The organism is Streptomyces sp. NTD107, from assembly GCF_059510435.1.
Window position 1 is genome coordinate 220,660 of the sequence record NZ_JCAJZV010000001.1, and the last position, 17,483, is coordinate 238,142.

At 71.4% G+C, this 17,483-nt stretch carries 15 protein-coding genes and 1 pseudogene; 8 read left to right on the plus strand and 8 right to left on the minus strand.

Features of this window, described 5'->3' with window-relative positions; translation table 11 throughout:
* The first annotated feature begins 206 nt into the window (after positions 1–206).
* The gene (locus AC5WRL_RS01020; protein ID WP_496086285.1) at positions 207–2,612 is read left to right on the plus strand and encodes a tetratricopeptide repeat protein; all 2,406 of its coding nucleotides are present in this window, start codon (positions 207–209) and stop codon (positions 2,610–2,612) included.
* A gap of 30 nt (positions 2,613–2,642) precedes the next feature.
* On the opposite strand, the gene AC5WRL_RS01025 is transcribed toward AC5WRL_RS01020, so the two are convergent.
* Together AC5WRL_RS01025 and AC5WRL_RS01030 are read right to left on the minus strand one after the other, a co-directional pair.
* On the minus strand, positions 2,643–3,260 hold the full coding sequence (locus tag AC5WRL_RS01025; protein WP_496086286.1) for a hypothetical protein: 618 nt from the start codon (positions 3,258–3,260) through the stop codon (positions 2,643–2,645).
* Complete coding sequence (locus AC5WRL_RS01030; protein ID WP_496086287.1) at positions 3,257–4,405, minus strand: hypothetical protein; 1,149 nt, start codon at positions 4,403–4,405, stop codon at positions 3,257–3,259. The genes AC5WRL_RS01025 and AC5WRL_RS01030 overlap by 4 nt, the downstream gene beginning before the upstream one ends.
* A 364-nt stretch (positions 4,406–4,769) precedes the next feature.
* Between AC5WRL_RS01030 and AC5WRL_RS01035 the strand changes: the two genes are divergently transcribed.
* The 4 genes from AC5WRL_RS01035 (at position 4,770) to AC5WRL_RS01050 (ending at position 9,046) form a co-directional block, all read left to right on the plus strand.
* A complete protein-coding gene (locus AC5WRL_RS01035; RefSeq protein WP_496086288.1) occupies positions 4,770–5,252 on the plus strand; it encodes a VOC family protein in 483 nt (160 codons plus the stop codon).
* Between the two features lie 64 nt (positions 5,253–5,316).
* Positions 5,317–6,213, plus strand: a complete 897-nt coding sequence (locus tag AC5WRL_RS01040) for a LysR family transcriptional regulator (RefSeq protein WP_496086289.1) — start codon at positions 5,317–5,319, stop codon at positions 6,211–6,213.
* A gap of 285 nt (positions 6,214–6,498) precedes the next feature.
* On the plus strand, positions 6,499–7,647 hold the full coding sequence (locus AC5WRL_RS01045) for an LLM class flavin-dependent oxidoreductase (protein ID WP_496086290.1): 1,149 nt from the start codon (positions 6,499–6,501) through the stop codon (positions 7,645–7,647).
* Positions 7,648–7,684: 37 nt separating this feature from the next.
* Positions 7,685–9,046 (plus strand): FAD-binding oxidoreductase, encoded by a 1,362-nt coding sequence (locus AC5WRL_RS01050; RefSeq protein ID WP_496086291.1) that lies wholly within the window; start codon positions 7,685–7,687, stop codon positions 9,044–9,046.
* 31 nt (positions 9,047–9,077) lie between these two features.
* Here the strand turns inward: AC5WRL_RS01050 and AC5WRL_RS01055 are convergent.
* Positions 9,078–10,097: pseudogene (locus tag AC5WRL_RS01055) on the minus strand (glycoside hydrolase family 43 protein); the annotation flags it as partial.
* Positions 10,098–10,304: 207 nt separating this feature from the next.
* On the opposite strand from AC5WRL_RS01055, the gene AC5WRL_RS01060 reads away from it, so the two are divergent.
* Positions 10,305–11,669 (plus strand): PepSY-associated TM helix domain-containing protein, encoded by a 1,365-nt coding sequence (locus AC5WRL_RS01060; protein ID WP_496086292.1) that lies wholly within the window; start codon positions 10,305–10,307, stop codon positions 11,667–11,669.
* A 21-nt stretch (positions 11,670–11,690) separates the two neighbouring features.
* Here the strand turns inward: AC5WRL_RS01060 and AC5WRL_RS01065 are convergent, their stop codons facing one another.
* Positions 11,691–12,299: a TetR/AcrR family transcriptional regulator gene (locus AC5WRL_RS01065; RefSeq protein ID WP_496086293.1), complete on the minus strand. Its 609-nt coding sequence runs from the start codon at positions 12,297–12,299 to the stop codon at positions 11,691–11,693.
* A gap of 99 nt (positions 12,300–12,398) precedes the next feature.
* Between AC5WRL_RS01065 and AC5WRL_RS01070 the strand changes: the two genes are divergently transcribed.
* Complete coding sequence (locus tag AC5WRL_RS01070; protein WP_496086294.1) at positions 12,399–13,139, plus strand: NADPH-dependent F420 reductase; 741 nt, start codon at positions 12,399–12,401, stop codon at positions 13,137–13,139.
* An 82-nt stretch (positions 13,140–13,221) separates the two neighbouring features.
* A complete protein-coding gene (locus tag AC5WRL_RS01075) occupies positions 13,222–14,181 on the plus strand; it encodes an alpha/beta hydrolase fold domain-containing protein (protein ID WP_496086295.1) in 960 nt (319 codons plus the stop codon).
* A gap of 25 nt (positions 14,182–14,206) precedes the next feature.
* On the opposite strand, the gene AC5WRL_RS01080 is transcribed toward AC5WRL_RS01075, so the two are convergent.
* The 4 genes from AC5WRL_RS01080 to AC5WRL_RS01095 all read right to left on the minus strand — a co-directional run bounded on the left by AC5WRL_RS01080 (position 14,207) and on the right by AC5WRL_RS01095 (position 17,483).
* A complete protein-coding gene (locus AC5WRL_RS01080) occupies positions 14,207–14,752 on the minus strand; it encodes a TetR/AcrR family transcriptional regulator (protein ID WP_496086296.1) in 546 nt (181 codons plus the stop codon).
* A 13-nt stretch (positions 14,753–14,765) separates the two neighbouring features.
* On the minus strand, positions 14,766–15,347 hold the full coding sequence (locus tag AC5WRL_RS01085) for a sugar O-acetyltransferase (RefSeq protein WP_496086297.1): 582 nt from the start codon (positions 15,345–15,347) through the stop codon (positions 14,766–14,768).
* Between the two features lie 32 nt (positions 15,348–15,379).
* The gene (locus tag AC5WRL_RS01090) at positions 15,380–16,402 is read right to left on the minus strand and encodes a phosphotransferase family protein (protein WP_496086298.1); all 1,023 of its coding nucleotides are present in this window, start codon (positions 16,400–16,402) and stop codon (positions 15,380–15,382) included.
* A gap of 196 nt (positions 16,403–16,598) precedes the next feature.
* The gene (locus tag AC5WRL_RS01095; protein WP_496086299.1) at positions 16,599–17,483 is read right to left on the minus strand and encodes an ABC transporter substrate-binding protein; all 885 of its coding nucleotides are present in this window, start codon (positions 17,481–17,483) and stop codon (positions 16,599–16,601) included.

Here is a 17,483-nt window from a genome sequence, read left to right on the forward strand (position 1 = left end):
CGCCAGTATGTACTTATTGATCTGGCGAGCATGGCATATGCTCAACTATTTGGCCTACGGGATGATTTGGCTACGACCGAAATGAACCCATGCTGCGATCCAGACATCGGACACGGTCGGATGTGGGTAGCTCTCACCGGTGAAGGGGCACGTGGGGGCTGCGCTGTGCTGATGCCCACGCCTGGACGCCGCGGCACGGAGAGGGCGTGAGGGATCGCATGCCGGAGGGCAGGCTGGCTCATGAGCTCATATCAGCCATGATTCAATCCAGTGATGGTGCGAAGGCTGAGGCAAGAAAGAACCTCGGAAAGATCATCGACTTGGCCGGAGTGAACGATTCCGAGTTGGCTGCCGCCTGGTCGGACAGCACCACAAGCATGGGCCAGGGCCAGGTGCGGGACTTTGTCCACATGCTCTTGCGGCGGGCGGCGGAGAACAGGGAGCTGAGCGGACTGCTTGATCACTGGCTCCATGAGAGCACCTTGATGCAACCGGCGGAGTCCGAGCGGGCTTCCGCACACCATAATGTGGTGGACGGCGACTCATCGATCTCGGGAACCGTCCTCCAAGCACGGACGGTGCATGGTGGAATTCACCTTCATCACCATCCCTCACCTCATGTTCCGGTACCACGCCAGTTGCCTGTAGTCTCAGCTCATTTCGTCGGCCGGAAGAATGATCTTGGCGATCTGGATCGTCGCCGAGAGGCTCATGAGCGCTTCACGCCTCAGCTTATTGTGATCCATGGTCAGGCCGGAGTCGGCAAAACGACGCTGGCTTCCCGCTGGCTCAGAGGGCTCGCCGGTCAGTTTCCCCATGGCCAACTGTACGTGGATCTTGGCGGATACGGCTCGTCCGGCCCCACACGGCTGAGCGATGTGCTTGAGCATTTTCTCAGGTCACTGGGCGCGGCGACGGTTCCCGCTCAGTTGTCCGAGAAAGTCGCGCTGTGGCGGTCGCTCACGGCCGACATCAGCATCGCCGTCCTGCTCGACAATGCCTTCACCGCGGCGCAAGTCCGCCCACTCATTCCCAGTAACCCCGACAGCCTGGTGGTTGTCACAAGCCGCCGACAGCTCGCCGCGTTGGTGATGGACGGTGCGGTTCTGCAACGACTGGGTGTGCTCGATTCCTTCGCAGCCCTGGAATTGCTCAGCAAGGGCGGCGGCGGCACCCGCGTCGCCGGAAACCTGGAAGCGGCCCGAAACGTGGTCAGCCTCTGCGCCTACCTGCCGCTCGCTGTGTCGCTGGCGGCCGCCCAGTTGGCCGCGCGCCCCCAGCAGCCCGTTTCGGCGATGGCCAGCGCGCTGGCCCGCGGCCAAGGGCCCCTGGAAACCCTCCAACTGGAGGGAGAGGCGGCGATCCGAGTGGCGCTGGACGAGTCGTACAACACGTTGTCGGAGGCGGCGGCCCACGCCTATCGGAGTATGGGGATCCTGCCCGTCACGCGATTCAGTACGGAGATGGTCGCGGCATGCTGCCGGATCTCGCACGATGAGGCAGACCAGGTGCTCAACACCATGGTCGAGGCGAACCTGCTGGAGGAAGACCCCGGAACCGGCGCTTACCGCTTCCACGATCTGGTGCGACTCCACGCCGAACGGCGGGGTGCGGGCGAGGACACCGAGTGGCGCACCACCACGATGCGGAGATTCGCGGACTGGTGCCTGTTCACCACCACCCAGGCGGAAGCTCTGCTGTCCCCCAGCCACCGGACCCTGGCCCGCCACTACCGGTTTCGGCCGGCCACCCCTGTGTCCTTCCAGTCTCAGGGCGAAGCTCTCACCTGGCTTGCCACACACCGTGTCGCCTTGATGGCAGCGGTACGCCACAGCGCGGCCGTCGGCTGGGACGACACCTGCTGGCAACTTGTCGACGCGATGTGGCCGCTGTTTCTCCGGCACCGGCCGGCGGAGCTTTGGGTCGAATCCCACCAGATCGGTCTGGCTGCCGCCCAGCGAGTCGGAAACCGGAGGGCGCAGAGTCGCATGCTCACCTCCGGCGGCAACGGATGGCGCAATGCCCACCGTGCACAGGAAGCAGTGACCTGGTATCAGCAGGCGCTCGATCACGCCAGGGAGGACAACGACCCACGCGAGCAGGCACAGGCACTCATCGGCCTGGGCAGCGCCTGCCTCATGATCGGGCACCTTGACCGGGCCGAGGAGTACTTCCGCGCCTCACTCACCCTGAGAGAGTCGATCGGGTATCGACGGGGAGCCGCACTCGCCCGGCTGTGTCTCGGCGAGCTGGAGCTGACCCGGAACCACCACGATGTAGCGGCTGACCATCTCACACGTGCCCACAGTGAGCTGGCGGCCGAGGGAGATCACTATGACGCGGCTCGCGCACTCGCCCTCCTGGGACGGGCCAACGCCGCGGGCGGCGACCTGCAGACGGGTGTCAGCCGCCTCCGGGAGGCATACGCCGGATTCTTGGAGACAGGATCACAGCACTGGCAGGCACGGACACTGGAGTTGCTCGGTCAGGTGGCCCAGGAACAGGGTGCGGACGAAGCGGCGCGGCAGTGGTACGAGCAGGCCCGATCCCTCTACCAGTCGCTCAGCCCACGCGACGCCGGACGCCTGGAAGGCCGGATCCGGGACCTGTGACCCGGCAACCGGCCTTCGAGGAAGGGAAGCTCACCCACGTGTCAGCCGGATGTCCGCCACTGCGGACGGCACCGTCAGGCGGGCTTTGTGAAGGGCGTCCACCGGCTGTTTCGTGATCAGCCACGCGTACAGGAACGAGGTGATCGCCGGCCAGCACCCCGTCAGCGAGGAAGCCTCGTTGACGGGCAGCACCAGCAGCCGGAGGCCCCCGCGCATCCCCAGGAGACACCCGCTGGATCCCGCCAGCGGAATCGACGCGAGGAGACACCCGGGGTAGGCCTGGAGCGTATCGGTGAGGAAGCCGCAGGCGGCGCCTCCCACCGCGGGCGCCGAGGAAGTCAGGACATCCGCGTACTCGGCCCACGGAGTGGAGCGGTGCTCAGCGGTGTCCAGTCTCAGATGCACATCCCAGGCCCAGCGGACGCGAGAGCGCGGACGCAGGCCGACATCGGCGGCGTCATCAGCGGAGGCCGGCCACTGATGAGCGCCGGCGTAGACCGTTCCCACCCAACTGCCCGTCCGGCAGTGGATTCCGATCCGCTGGCCCGCCGCGGACTGCCCCCGGCCGGAAGGAGCAGGCATCCCCTCCGCCCCGGCCGAATGGACCACGGACACCATTCCGCTGATCGGAAGACGAAAGGCGGTCATACGGCCACGTCCGTCCGAGGCCGTATCCAACCGTCCAGCGAAGGCGGCAGGGGCGCCAGCTCGGGCGCCGAAGGCACCGCCAGCTCGCCCAGCCTCAGCTTCCGGTACACCAGCGACCGCATCAGCTGGTTGAACCGTCCAGGCTCGGATGTGAGCACATCGGAGATCTTCCGGTACTCCCGCGGATCACGTTGCTCGGCCGCATACCGCAGCTGCTCCGCCAACGGATGCATCGGAGACAGCGCGGGTACGGTGCGGGCCAGCAGCGCGGCCGGAGAATCGGGGGAGACCTCAGCCTCTGGATAGCTGGCCAGAATGATCGAGGCATCGGTCAACGTGCCGTACACCGTGACGGAGCCATGGTCACCGATGATCCAGTCCGACGCGGTCAACAAGGGCCGCCAGTCGGCCTCCGGCGGGATCAGCGCCACTCCGTGCTCCCGGCACGTCATCATCCACGCATGAATCTGCCATCTGCCATGTCCGGCCCAGACATTGGGATGGACCAGAACCGCTGTCCGGTACATGTCCTTCGGCAGTTCACTGACCAGCCGAGGCAGAAGTGTGCCGAAGCGTCCGAAGGACGACGATGCGCCCCAGGTTGACGTGGCGAGCACCAGACGCTGATTCTCCCGCAGTCCCAGGGCATGCCGATAGGCTGCCCGCCGGGACAGTCCTGCGGTGATCGTGTCGTAGTCCGGGTCGCCGACCACGGAAGCCACCGGAAGGGCCTGCGGACACGACTTGGCCAGCACTCCGAGGTCCATGCTGTGTGAAAGTGCCAGCGCGGCGGGCACCACCCGCCCATCCCGCATCAGGTACTGACGGCTGAGCATCCCCGCCGTGCGCTGCTCAATGTTCGCGGCCCCCTCGGCCTCCCTGAGCAGTTTGATGTGCCCGGCACCGTGCGACATGCGGATCAGCGGCGCCTTGATGAGGTCCGTACCGCGAGATCCCGCCGCCAGCGCCAGGTCGAACTCCGTGCGCACGGCTTCTTTCCAGGGGATCACCGTGATCCCGAGCCCCCGTAGGTAGGGCAGGACACCTTCGCCGAATGCGTGCGGCGCTACGGTGAAAACCACCTGAATCCGGAGATCCGACTCCAGCAGTGAGATCACCTGCCGCAGTCGCTGCGCGTACGTCATCGTGTGCACGATGACGAGTACGGTTTTGCAACCGGGCACGGTGAGCCACTGTCCCCGCTGAACCAGTGCAGGCGCTGCCGACCTGCCCCCACCTGACATAGCGTCCCCCTTGATGACGTAATCGCGTGCCTCTTTCGTGGCGGGTATGCCCACCACGGAGTGAGGCTTTCTTGCAGAACCCTTGCAGCGGCCGAGTGCCCTGGAGTGCCCACGGGTGAGGCGCTTCCGGGTGCATGCATTCGGATGACGGGAAGGAGGGCCCTCCGCCGCAGAAGTAAGTTCCGCGCGTCGCGGTGAGTTCCCGCGGTTGTGGTGGTCAACCCTGTGGAGGGTTCATCAGCACACCGGAAAGGCAGGGCGTGTCATGGCGCGGCAGAAGATCACCACGTGTCTCTGGTTCGAGAGGGAGGCGGAGGAGGCCGTGCGGCACTATGTCTCCGTCTTCGGCGGGGATTCCCGGGTGCTGGAGACCCAGCGGTACACCGACTCCGGGCCGGGGGAGCCCGGATCGGTGCTCACGCAGACGTTCCAGGTGGCGGGTCAGCAGTTCATCGCGCTCAACGGGGGGCCGCACGACACGTTCAACGACGCCGTCTCGCTCTCCGTGGACTGCGCCGACCAGGCCGAGGTCGACCGGCTGTGGGCCGCGCTGTCCGAGGGCGGGGAAGAACGGGACTGCGGCTGGCTCAAGGACAGGTACGGGGTGTCCTGGCAGATCGTGCCCAGCGTCCTCGTCGAGTTGATCGCCGACCCGGACCCGGCCGTCGCCGACCGGGTGATCCGGGCCATGCTCACCATGAAGAAGCTCGACATCCAGGCGCTGCGCGACGCGCACGCCGGGCGGTAGCCGGGCGTCCCGCATCGCGGGCGCCGTCTTCTGCGAACGGGGGAGTCCGCCTATGCTCCGTGGGATGGCGGACTCCCTCGACCTCGTACATCTGCGCAGCTTCGTCGCGATCGCCGACTGCGGCGGCTTCAGCCGGGCCGCCGCCGCGCTGCATCTGGGGCAGTCCACCGTCAGCCAGCACGTGCGGCTGCTGGAGAAGCGCCTCGGCAGCGAGCTGGTGCGCAAGGAAGGGCGGCGCACCCAGTTCACCGACGCAGGGGAGCGGCTGCTGGTCGAGGCACGGCGGATTCTGTCCGTGCACGATCAGGCGCTGGAACGGCTGGCCGGCGGCGTACAGCAGTCCCGCCTGGTGATCGGCTCCACCGAGACCGCCGCCGAGCAGATCCTGCCCGGGCTGCTCGCCGCGCTGCGCGACGCCTACCCCCAGCACGGGGTGCGCTTCCACATCGACCGCTCCACCCGGATGACCGAGGACATCACCAAGGGCACCATCGATCTGGCGGTGATGCTCGGCCTCGACGCCGACACCCCCGGACGGCGCATCGGTTCGCTGCCGCTGACCTGGTACGCGGCCCCCGGATGGCAGCCGCCGGCGCGCGGCGCCGGCTGGCCGCTGGTCGCCTATGTCGAACCCTGCGGGATGCGGCAGCGCGCCCTGCACGAACTGGCCGAGGCCGGCCACACCGTGGAGGTCACCGCCGAATCCACCAGCCTCGAAGGCGTGATGGCGGCGGCCCGTGCCGGGCTGGGCATCGCCGTGCTGCCCTCCGCCGGGCGCCGGCCCGACGGCCTGGTCGAACGCACGGACCTCCCGCCGCTGGGCCCCATCGGCGTGCACCTCGCCGCCCGGCGCGGCCTGGACATCGATCTGGAGGCCGCCGCGCTCGCCGCGATCGAGACCTTCTTCGACCGGCTCGCGCTGCGCGACCCGGCGGTCGGCCTGACCCATCGCCACAGGTGATCGTTATCCATCACACAACATCATTGGACGCCGCGCGCCGGTCCGTTCTAGGTTTCCCGGTATGACCAGGAGCGAAGGACACCCCGTGCCGCTCCCCGCCGCGCCCGCCGCCGGCGCGCGATGTTGTCCCACGGCGTGCCGGGTCCGCTGATCCACCGCCGCTGACGGATTCCCCCGCCGTTCCCACCGGCCCGCGCCCGCCGCCCCGCCGTACCCCCGGTCCCGCCGCGCCTTCTTCGCGGCTGCCCGCCGACCCCCTACCGCGTCCTTCGAGGGAGCGAACCCATGCCCGTACAGTTCATCAGCGCCGGCTACGTCAACGACTCCACCGAACTCCACCCGCGCCCCGGCCAGGGCATCGACCCCGCATTCGTGGCCCGCTACGCCCGCACCCTGGACGACTACGGCTTCGACTACACGCTGCTGCCCTACGGTTCGGGCGGCTTCGACCCCTTCACGGTCGGCGCCGTCGTCGCCCAGCACACCGAACGGCTGCGCCCGCTCATCGCGCTGCGCCCCAACACCCTCTACCCGACCGTCGCCGCCAAGGCGCTGGCCACCCTCGACCAGCTCAGCGGCGGCCGGGCCACCGTCCACATCATCTCCGGCGGCAACACCCGGGAGCAGGCCCGCGAGGGCGACCGGCTCGGCAAGGCGGAGCGGTACGCGCGCTCCGCCGAGTACATCGGGATCCTGCGCGAGGCGTGGGCCTCCGAGCGGCCGTTCGACCACGCCGGTACGTACTACTCCTTCGAGGACTTCCGCGCCGAGTTCCGCCCGGCGGCCGGCCGCATCCCGGTCTCGGTCGGCGGATCGTCGGCCGACGCCTACCGGGTCGGCGGCGCCCTCGGCGACATCTTCGGGCTGTGGGGCGAGCCACTGGCCGAGACCCGGCAGCAGATCGACGCCGTGTACGAGCAGGCCCGGCTCGCCGGCCGCACCGACCGGCCCCGGATCTGGGTGACGTTCCGGCCGATCATCGCCCCGACCGAGACGCTGGCCTGGGAGAAGGCCCACCAGGTGCTCGGCGCGCTGCGCGGCCCGGTGACCGACGCCAAGGCCGCCCGCTGGCCCGGCGGGCGCCCCGAGAACACCGGCTCCCGGCGGCTGCTGGACATCGCCGACCGCGGCGAACTCCACGACCGCGCTCTGTGGACCCCGGTCGCCACCGCCACCAACGCGCGCGGCGCCTCCACCGCGCTGGTCGGCACCCCCGAGACGGTGGCCGCCGCGATCCTCGACTACATCGACCTCGGCGCCGAACTCATCTCCATCCGCGGCTACGACAACCTCAACGACGCCATCGACTACGGCCGTCACCTGCTGCCGCTGGTCCGAGCGGAGCTGGCCCACCGCGCGGCCGGCCACCCCCGCACCGACCACGGCCCGGCCCTCCCACCGCCCGGCTCCCCGTACGCCGTGGCCGCCGCCTGAGCCGGCCGGCCGACCAGACCACCCTCAGGGGCCCGCTGTGACACCGTCCCCCGCCGCCATGGCCGCGCTGCTCGGCGCCCTCACCCCGGGCACCGTGACCGACGCCCCCGACCAGCTGCGGCGCGCCGCCACCGACCGCTCGGGCGCCGTCCCCAACGGGCTGCCGTTCGCCGTGGTACGGGCGGCCTCGGCCCAGGACGTGGCCGCCGCGCTCGCCTGGGCCCACCGGCACCGCACCCCGGTGGTCCCGCGCGGCGCCGGCACCGGGCTGGCCGGCGGGGCCACGGCGGGGGAGGGCACCCTGGTCCTGGACCTGTCAGGGCTGAACGCCATCCTCGACATCCGGCCGCACGACGGCCTCGCCGTCGTCCAGCCCGGCGTCATCACCGCCGACCTCGACCGCGCCGCCCGCGCCCACGGCCTGCGCTACGCCCCCGACCCGGCCAGCCTCGCCATCTCCACCATCGGCGGCAACATCGCCACCAACGCGGGCGGTCTGCGCTGCGTGAAGTACGGCGTCACCCGGGACGCCGTCCTCGGCCTCGACGTGGTGCTCGCCGACGGCACCCGGCTGCGCACCGGCCGGGAGACCGTCAAGGGGGTCAGCGGATACGACCTCACCTCCCTCATCGTCGGCTCCGAGGGCACCTTGGCGGTCGTCGTCGCCGCCACCGTGCGGCTGCTGCCGGTGCCGCCCGCCACCGGGACCCTCGCCGCGTTCTTCGACTCGGTCACGGACGCGGCAGCGGCCTGCGCCGCCGTCATCGACGCCGGACTGCGCCCGAGCACCCTCGAACTGCTGGACGGGGCCACCCTCGCGGCCATCGACGCCGCGCACGGCACCCACTACCGCTCCCGGGGCGCGGCGTTCGTCCTCGCCCAGACCGACGGCTTCGCCGCCGGCGCCGAGATCCGGGAGCTGGAACGGGTGGTGCGCCGTACCACCGGCGAGCGTGCCGCCCGCACCGAGGTCACCGACGACCCGCGGACCGCCCAACGGCTCATCGCCGCCCGCCGCCAGGCACTGCCGGCCGTCGAACGCCTGGGCCGGGTGCTCATCGAGGACATCGCCGTACCCCGCTCCCGGCTGGCCCGGGCGGTGGCGGGCATCGCCGCCATCTCCGCCCGTACGGGGGTGCCGGTCTTCACCCTCGCGCACGCCGGGGACAGCAATCTGCACCCCCTGGTGGTGGACGGCCCGGCCGCCGGGCGCGCGGTCGCCGACATCTTCCGGCTGGCCCTCGACCTCGGCGGCACCGTCTCCGGCGAGCACGGCATCGGGCTGCTCAAGCGGCCCTGGCTGGCCGGCGAACACGGCGCCGCCGCGCTCGCCGTGCAGCGCCGGATCAAGGACGCCCTCGACCCGGCGGGCATCCTCAACCCCGGCAAGGCGATCTGAGGGGCGCGCAGCCGGCGCCGCCTCAGCCGCGCGCCGCCAGCCGGTCGTACTCCGCCTGGGTCACCGGCAGCACCGTCCCATGACGCGGCGAGGCCGGCAGCTGATAGTCGCGGGAGACCGTCCACCGCCCCGACGCCAGATCGGTGGTCTCGAAGGGGACATAGCCGCGCCCGCCGAACTCGTCGATGAACAGATACCACTTCTCCTCGGTGTTGGACTTGACCACCGTGGGCCCCTCACCCCGCGAGATCGCCGCGCTGCCGATGCACTCGGCGACGAACTCCCACGAGGTGGCGCGCAGATCCCGGGACCGCTCCGCCACGATGAACTTGCCGCACGGGTTGGCGGCGCTCGCGTCCCGCTCGTCCTTGGTGAAGCGGTAGTACGTGCCGGCGTGCTCGATGACGGTGGAGTCGATCACCGAGTGCCCCGGATCGCTCCACACCTGCGGCTCGCCGAAGCTCACGAAGTCCTTCGTCGTCGCGTACAGCATCCGGTGGTGGGTGTCGCCGGTGTGCCCGGGGTCGTCGGCCGCGTACAGCTTCGACGCCCAGAACACCACGAACTCGCCGCGCCCCGCGTCCCAGTACGCCTCGGGCGCCCAGGTGTTGCCGGCCGTGCCGTGGGCCACCCGCACCGCGCGCTGCGCCGACCAGTTCACCAGGTCGGCCGACTCCCACACCATGATGTCCAGGCTGCCGTGCCGCTGCGCGCGGTCCCAGTCGCCGTTGCCGTAGATCCGCAGATCGGTCGCGATGAGATAGAACCGGTCGCCGCTCGGGTCCCGGATGATGAACGGATCGCGCACCCCGCGCTCACCGAGCGTCGAGGTGAGGACGGGCCGGCCGCCGTTCAGCTCGCGCCAGTGCAGCGGGTCGTTCCCCCGGCTGAGCGCCAGCCGGATCTGCTCACCGTCGGCGCTGCCCTCGCCGGTGAAGTAGACGAACAGGTAGCCCGCGTACTCCGCGCGCGCCGCACCACCGGCCGGCCCGGTGAACACCCCTGCCAGCAACGCCACCACTCCGATCAGTACGCCCGCCATCCGCCGCATGCGCCCACCTCTCCATCGAGATGTTTACGTAAACGTCAGCCGATCAGCAGTATGACGGCCCGCGCCGTGCGGTCAATCCCGCACGTACGCCGCACCTACGCAGCGCGGATACGCCCCAGATGTGCCGCGCGTCACACCGGCCGCCCGGAACTCCGCGCCACCGGCACCCGACTGCTTCACTGTCCCCCGCGCACCGAGGAGCCTTGGATGTCCGCCGAACCCCAGACCTGGTCGGCCCTGCGCCCGCTGGTGCTGCGACTGCACTTCTACGCGGGCGTGTTCATCGCCCCCTTCCTCCTGGTGGCCGCCGTCTCCGGGCTGCTGTACGCCGGCTCCTTCCAGGCCGAGAAGATCGTCTACGCCGACCAACTGCGGGTGCCCGCAGGGGACACCGAACTGCCCATCACCGAGCAAATAGCCGCCGCCCGCGCCGCGCACCCCGCGGGCGAACTGAGCGCGGTACGCCCCTCCCCGGAGTCCGGCGCCACCACCCGGGTCCTGCTCTCCGGGGTGGCCGGGGTCGCCGACGGCCACACCCTGGCCGTGTTCGTCGACCCGTACACCGGCGAGATACGCGGCGCCCTCGAACAGTACGGCTCCACCGGCGCCCTGCCCCTGCGCACCTGGATCGACGAACTCCACCGCGATCTGCACCTGGGCGAACCGGGGCGGCTGTACGGCGAACTGGCCGCCAGCTGGCTGTGGTTGATCGCCGGCGCCGGACTGGTGCTGTGGTTCACCCGCCGCCGCGCCCGGCGCACCGTACGCGGCACCACCGGCCGGCGCCGGGCGCTCGGGCTGCACGGCACGATCGGGGCCTGGGTGGCGGTCGGGCTGATCTTCCTGTCCGCGACCGGCCTGACCTGGTCCACCTACGCGGGCGAGAACATCACGGAACTGCGCACCGCCCTCGGCCAGCAGACCCCGGCGGTCAACGCCGGGGCGGCGGGCGGCGGCGACCACGCCGAGCACCAGCAGCACGAGCACGAGCACGACCACGGCGGCGACGGGGCCACCCCCGGCGGCGTGGACCTGGACACGGTGTTGAGCGCGGCACGCGCCGAGGGCCTGTCCAACCCGGTGGAGATCCTGCCGCCCGCCGACGCCGAATCCGCCTACGTCGTACGGCAGATCCAGCGCAGCTGGCCGGAGAAGCAGGACGCCGTCGCCATCGACCCGGCCACCGGAGCGGTCACCGACGTGCTGCGGTTCGCCGACTTCCCGGTGCTGGCCAAGCTGTCGCGCTGGGGCATCGACCTGCACACCGGGATTCTCTTCGGACTGGCCAACCAGATCCTGCTGGCCGCGCTCGCCCTCTCCCTCATCTTCCTGATCCTGTGGGGCTACCGCATGTGGTGGCTGCGCGGCCGGGACACGGCGTTCGGCCGCCCCCTGCCGCGCGGCGCCTGGCGCGCCGTGCCGCCCGCGATCGGCGTCCCGCTGGTCGCGGTGATCGCCCTCGTGGGCTGGTTCGTGCCGCTGCTGGGCATCTCCCTGGTGGCCTTCCTGCTCACCGACGCCATCATCGGCGCCCTCACCCGCCGCCGCGCCGGGGCGGCGGATCGCGGGTAAGGAGCGGCCGGGCACCGGAGGTTACGGCGCGGCGCACCCCGGGCCTGCCGTCATCCCGTAGCGGGCGGTGATCAGTGGCCAGGTCTCGGCGGCCATCTCGGCCGGGGTGCGCGGGCAGCCGCGCTGAAGCCAGTCGGCGGCCACTCCCAGCAGCGCCCCGGCGGTGAACGCGGCGCCCACATCGTGCGGGATGGACTGCGGCGGGTGCGCGTCCGGCCCGCACTCCCGCCCTGCGGTGTGTACGGCGACGGCGAGCCGGCCCCGTACATGGTCGATCACCCGTGCGCTGCCCTGCGGCCCCAGCAGGCTGCGGTACAGCCCGGCGTGCGCGGCGAGATTGCCGAAGAAGGCCCGCAGCGACTCGGTCGGATCCTGCGGCGGCGCCGCCGCCGCGCGCAGCTCCGGCAGTGAGCCGATCAGCTCGTCGATCATCGCGGTGCAGGCCGCCTCGGCCAGCTCGTGCACGTCCCGGTAGTGGTCGTAGAAGGTGGAGCGGCTCACCCCGGCCCGGCCGGCGACATCCGCCACCGAGAGCTGCGCGGGCTCACGCTCCTCGACCAGTTGGAGCAGCGCGCCGCGCAGCGCGCTCTGCGTACGCCGTACGCGTCGGTCGGGTGAGGTGCTGGCCATGGCTGCCAGTCTACCCGCTCCCTACACCTGTAGGTTTTCGTACAGCTGTAGGTTAACGTGGCATGAGATCCGCACACCCAGCCACGGGAGACCCGCCCCATGACCACCACACTCGGACTCATCGGCGCCGGCATGATCGGCGGCAACCTCGCCCGGCTCGCCGTCGCCGCCGGCCTGGACGTCGTCCTCAGCAACTCCCGCGACCCGCGGACCCTCGAACCCCTGATCACCGAACTCGGCGCCCACGCCCGCGCCGCCACCCCCGCCGAGGCCGCCCGCGCCGGCGACCTGGTGGTGGCGACCATCCCGCTCCACGCCTACGAGCGGCTCTCCGCCACCGAACTGGCGGGCAAAACCGTGCTCGACACCATGAACTACTACCCGGAGCGCGACAGCCGGATCGCCGCGCTGGACCGCGACGAACTGACCTCCAGCGCCCTGGTCCAGCGCCGGCTGCCCGACTCGCGCGTCGTCAAGGCGTTCAACAACATCGCCTTCTTCAACCTCCGCAACGCCGCCCGCCCGGCCGGCGCCGCCGACCGCAGCGCCCTGCCCATCGCGGGAGACGACCCGGCCGCCAAGACCGAGGTGGCCGCCCTGCTGGACACCCTCGGCTTCGACGCGGTGGACATCGGCACCCTGGCGGACAGCTGGCGCAGCGAACCGGGCACGCCCGTCTATGTGGAGCCGTACTCCCCGGGCCGCCCGCCGGAGGGCCTCGGCCGCGAAGAGACGTTCGGCTGGCTGCTGAGCACCCCCGGCGTCCCGGTGCCCGCCGCCCGGGTACGGGAGCTGACCGCCACCGCCGTACGCGGGCAGGCCGGCGGCGAACTTCCGTAGCCACGGCCGGGGCACGTCTGGCATCGTCGTGCCGGTCGCGGCGGCCGGGTCCGCGGACCGCCCAGGGACACAAGGAGCGACGGTGCCACTCGATCCCTTCCTCGCCGGGAAACTGCACCTGCTCGACGGCCTCAGCCGGTCGGACCAGGAGGCGGACCCGGAGGTGACACGGCGCTTCGAGGAGTTCTTCCGCGACCCGGTCCCGTGGCACATACCCGAGACCGTCGGCACCGAGGACCGCACCGTCCCCGGCCCGCACGGGCCCGTCCCGGTCCGCGTCTACGGGCCCCGCCACCGGCCCGCGGGCCCCGCGCTGCTGTGGCTGCACGGCGGCGGATTCTCCGCCGGTGACCTCGACATGCCCGAGGCCCACCTGGTCTCCGCCGAACTCGCCGCCCGCGCCGGGGCGCTGGTGGTCTCCGTCGGCTACCGGCTCGCGGCGGACGGCGTCCGCTACCCCGTCCCGGTCGACGACGCGTACGCCGCCTGGCAGTGGCTGACCGGGGCCGGTGGCCGCGCCGGCCGGCCAACGTACACCGGCCGGCCGGCCCTCGGCGGCGCCAGCGCGGGCGCCGCCCTCGCCCTGTCCACCGCGATCCGCCTCCGCGACCGGGGCGAGCCGCTTCCCGCCGCGCTGCTGCTCGCGTACCCGTTCGCGCACTTCCCGACCCCGGCGCTGGACGACGCGACCGCGGCGCGGATGCGCGAACTGCCGTCCATCCTGCGCTTCACCACCGAGTCGATCGAGAACATGGTGCGTACCTACGTGGGCCGGCTCACCGCACTGCCCGCTCCCGCACTGCCCGGTGCGGCCGACCTCACCGGCCTGCCGCCGACCGGCATCGTGCTGTCCGAGTACGACGACCTGCGGCCCTCCGGCGAACTGCTCGCCCGGCAGCTGACCGAGTCCGCCGTCCCCACCCGCACCCAGCCGGCGGCGGGCATGCTCCACGGGCATCTCAACCGCGCCCCGTCCTTGCCCGAAGTCGACCGCTCCCTGGACTTCTTCGCGACCGTACTCACCGGCGGCCCCGTCGCGTAGCGCCGAGATGCGGCCCCGTCCGCCTTCACCCGGCGCCGGTGATCCGGGCGATGGCCTCGACGGTCAGCGCGCGGTCGTGCGGCTCCCGCGCCAGCGCACGGTGCAGCGTCAGCCCCTCGATGAGCGCGTCGAGCTGGCGGGCGGTGGCCGGGTCGAAGTGCTTCTCCAGATGAACCCGGCTGCCGCGCATCCACGCCTGGGTCAGCTCCCGGTAGCCGGGCTCCCGCGCGGCCAGGGTGTACAGCTCCTGGGTTAGTACGAGGTCGCGCTGGCTGTCGTCGGACAGGGCGTGCACCAGATCGGCCACCGCCGCCCGTGCCTGCTCGCGGTCGGCCGGGGCGGCGAGATGGGCGTCGAACCGCGCGACCATGTGCTCGGTGAAGTGCCCGAACGCCTCCCGCAGCAGTTGCTCGATGCCGCTGAAGTGGTACGTCATCGAGCCCAGCGGAACGCCCGCGCGGGCGGCGATCCGCCGGTGCGAGACGCGGGCGATGCCCTCTTCGGCGATGAGGTCCAGGGTCGCCGCGATGATGCGTTCGCGCCGCCGCGGGTCGATGTGTCCGGTGGCCATGGCGGTGGCGGGCTCACAGATCCCGCACGGGGCGGGCGGGGTTGCCGACCGCGACCACGTTGGCGGGGATGTCCTTGGTCACGACCGCGCCGGCCCCGATGACGGAGTTGTCGCCGATGGTCACCCCGGGCAGCACGATGACGCCGCCGCCCAGCCACACGTTGTCGCCGATGGTGATCGGGCGGGCGGCCTCCAGCTTGTCGCGGCGGGGCTGCGGCTCCAGCGGGTGGGTGGGGGTGAGCAGTTGGACGTTCGGCCCGAGCTGGCAGTCCTCGCCGATGGTGATCGCGGCCACATCGAGCGCGGTCAGATTGAAGTTGACGAAGGTACGCGCCCCGATCGTGATGTTGCTGCCGTAGTCGACGTGCAGCGGCGGGGTCACATGCGCCTCGGCGCCGAGTGAGCCGATCAGCTCCTCCAGCACCGGCCGGGCGGCTTCGACATCCTCGACGTAGGCGGCCTGGTAGCGGGCGGCGAGCCGCACGGCGCGCTGATGCCGGTGGGCGATCTCGGGGTCGTCGGCGATGTAGAGGTCGCCCGCCAGCATGCGTTCGTAGTTGCTGCGGGGGTCCCCAGCGAAGTAGTCCTGGTCCATGCGTACGATCGTACGCTCCTGGTCGTGGCCGTTCACCCCGGGGTGTGGCCGAACAGGCCCATGACCTCGGTCAACCGCTCCCGCGCCCAGTCGTACTGGCGGGAGTCGGGGTGACCGCGATAGACGGTCTCGATCACCATGACGAGCATCAGATGCAGGCAGTACAGCCGGCGGCGGACGGTCTCGCCGCCGCTCAGCCCGGGCCGCCCGTAGCCGCGCAGGAACGCCGTGGAATCCCCGAAAGCGGCCAGCTGCGTACCGGTGAAACCCGCCTCGATCAGCGGATCGCCGTAGAACGCCCGCTCATGATCGATGACACACACGATCTCGCCGTCGCGGACCATGACATTGCCCGGCCACAGATCCCACTCCACCAGCCGTGGCTCGGTCACCTCGTCGAGCGCGCCGGCGTGCTCGGCGAGCACCGTACGCACGAGGTCGTAGTCCCAGCCGAGATCGACCTTCCGCCGCTCCCCGTCGCGCAGCACATCCTCGACCATGCCGGTGAACACCCGCCGCCAGCTGGGATCCCCCGGACCGGCCAGCGGACCGAAGGCGGCGCCCCGGATGCTGTTCAGCTCCCGGTTGACCGCGCCCAACCGTTCCCCGTACGCGTCCCGCTCGGCGGCGGACAGCTCGCCGGCGACGGCGGCGAGCGCGTCGGCGTGGACGAACGGCATGAAGAAGTAGTCCGCGTCGCACAGCTCATGGCTGCGGTCCGCGAAGTCCACCACCGGGACCGGCACCCCGGTGTGCTTGCGGATGAGCTCCAGCGCCGCGAGCTCGATCCCCATCGCGCCGCGCTCGTAGGTCATCACCTCCACCCCGGGCGGCGGAGCGATCTTCAGGACCACCTCGGCCCCGTCCCGCAGCCGGATCCGATAGGCGACGTTGAACCACCCGTCGCCCAGCTCACTCACCCACTCCGTCTCCGCCGCGCCCTGCGGGACCTGCGAGACCTGCGAGACCTGCGGGACCTGCCCGGGACCGTAAGCCCGCTCAACCATGGCCCGCAGCACGGCGGGCGGCTGACGGTTCTTGGTGATGCTGTCCATCCGCCGATTCTCACCGCCGCACCCCGGCCGGCACCAGACACCGGCGCCGGGCTGTCCGGGCAGCCGAGCCGGCGCGCTCCGGGGCGGCGGAACGCGCACCGACCAGCTTCCGCTGGAGTGGTCCAGGGGCCGGTGTGGTGGACCCCCGTCGAGTCACCACACCCACCGCGTCACCCGAAGGGGCTGCCCCGCGGGGTCAGACCAGCCGGCGGGCCAGGGCCGGGTCCGGTGCGGGGGCGGTGCCCGGGTGGAAGATGCCGGCCAGCGCCTCGACCCCGTCGACCAGTCGCGGGCCGGGGCGGGCGAATGAGGCGTTGGCGTCCACCGCCCACAGCGGCAGCCCCGCCGGCAGCCGGTCCGCGACCCGCTCGGCGAGCCGTACCGACTCCTCCAGACCGAAGCCGCACGGCGCGCACACCACCACCTCGGCGCCCGCCCCGGTCACCTCCGCCCAGCCGGTACGGAACGAACGCTGCCCCGAACCGCCCAGCACACAGGTCCCGCCGGCCGCCTCCACCATGTCCGGGACCCAGTGCCCCGGCGCGAACGGCGGCTCGGTCCACTCCAGCACCAGCGCCGGCACCCGCCGCCGGCCGGCCACCCGCTCCCGTACCGCCGCCAGCCGGCCGGTCAGCGCCGCGACCAGCCGCCCGGCACGCTCCCCGGTGCCGGTGGCGGCGCCGATCGTGAGCACCGACTCCAGCACCTGCGGCAGCGTGTGCGGATCCACCGTCAACACCTCGGCGCGGCAGGACAGATACTCCAGGGCGTCGTGCACCGTGGCGACATCCACGGCACACACCGCGCACAGATCCTGGGTGACCACCAGATCGGCGTCCAGGGCGGCCAGCGCACCCCGGTCCAGGTGGTACAAGTCCTCGCCGGCCGCCATCCGTTCACTCACCACCCGGTCGATCTCCGCGGGCGGGAGCCCTTCCGGCAGCGCGCTGGTGGACACCACGCGCCGCTCCCGGGCCCGTGGCGGATGGTCACACTCGAAGGTCACACCGACGACATCGTCACCGGCGCCGACCGCGAACAGGATTTCCGTCGCCGACGGAAGAAGGGAGACGATCCGCAC

Excerpts from the sequence above, each read along its gene's own strand:
- AC5WRL_RS01030 (WP_496086287.1), bottom strand. The coding sequence starts at position 4,405 with ATGACGTACGCGCAGCGACTGCGGCAGGTGATCTCACTGCTGGAGTCG.
- AC5WRL_RS01065 (WP_496086293.1), bottom strand. The coding sequence starts at position 12,299 with ATGGCCAGCACCTCACCCGACCGACGCGTACGGCGTACGCAGAGCGCG.
- AC5WRL_RS01045 (WP_496086290.1), top strand. The coding sequence starts at position 6,499 with ATGCCCGTACAGTTCATCAGCGCCGGCTACGTCAACGACTCCACCGAA.
- AC5WRL_RS01070 (WP_496086294.1), top strand. The coding sequence starts at position 12,399 with ATGACCACCACACTCGGACTCATCGGCGCCGGCATGATCGGCGGCAAC.
- AC5WRL_RS01035 (WP_496086288.1), top strand. The coding sequence starts at position 4,770 with ATGGCGCGGCAGAAGATCACCACGTGTCTCTGGTTCGAGAGGGAGGCG.
- AC5WRL_RS01085 (WP_496086297.1), bottom strand. The coding sequence starts at position 15,347 with ATGGACCAGGACTACTTCGCTGGGGACCCCCGCAGCAACTACGAACGC.
- AC5WRL_RS01025 (WP_496086286.1), bottom strand. The coding sequence starts at position 3,260 with ATGACCGCCTTTCGTCTTCCGATCAGCGGAATGGTGTCCGTGGTCCAT.
- AC5WRL_RS01040 (WP_496086289.1), top strand. The coding sequence starts at position 5,317 with ATGGCGGACTCCCTCGACCTCGTACATCTGCGCAGCTTCGTCGCGATC.
- AC5WRL_RS01090 (WP_496086298.1), bottom strand. The coding sequence starts at position 16,402 with ATGGACAGCATCACCAAGAACCGTCAGCCGCCCGCCGTGCTGCGGGCC.
- AC5WRL_RS01080 (WP_496086296.1), bottom strand. The coding sequence starts at position 14,752 with ATGGCCACCGGACACATCGACCCGCGGCGGCGCGAACGCATCATCGCG.
- AC5WRL_RS01060 (WP_496086292.1), top strand. The coding sequence starts at position 10,305 with ATGTCCGCCGAACCCCAGACCTGGTCGGCCCTGCGCCCGCTGGTGCTG.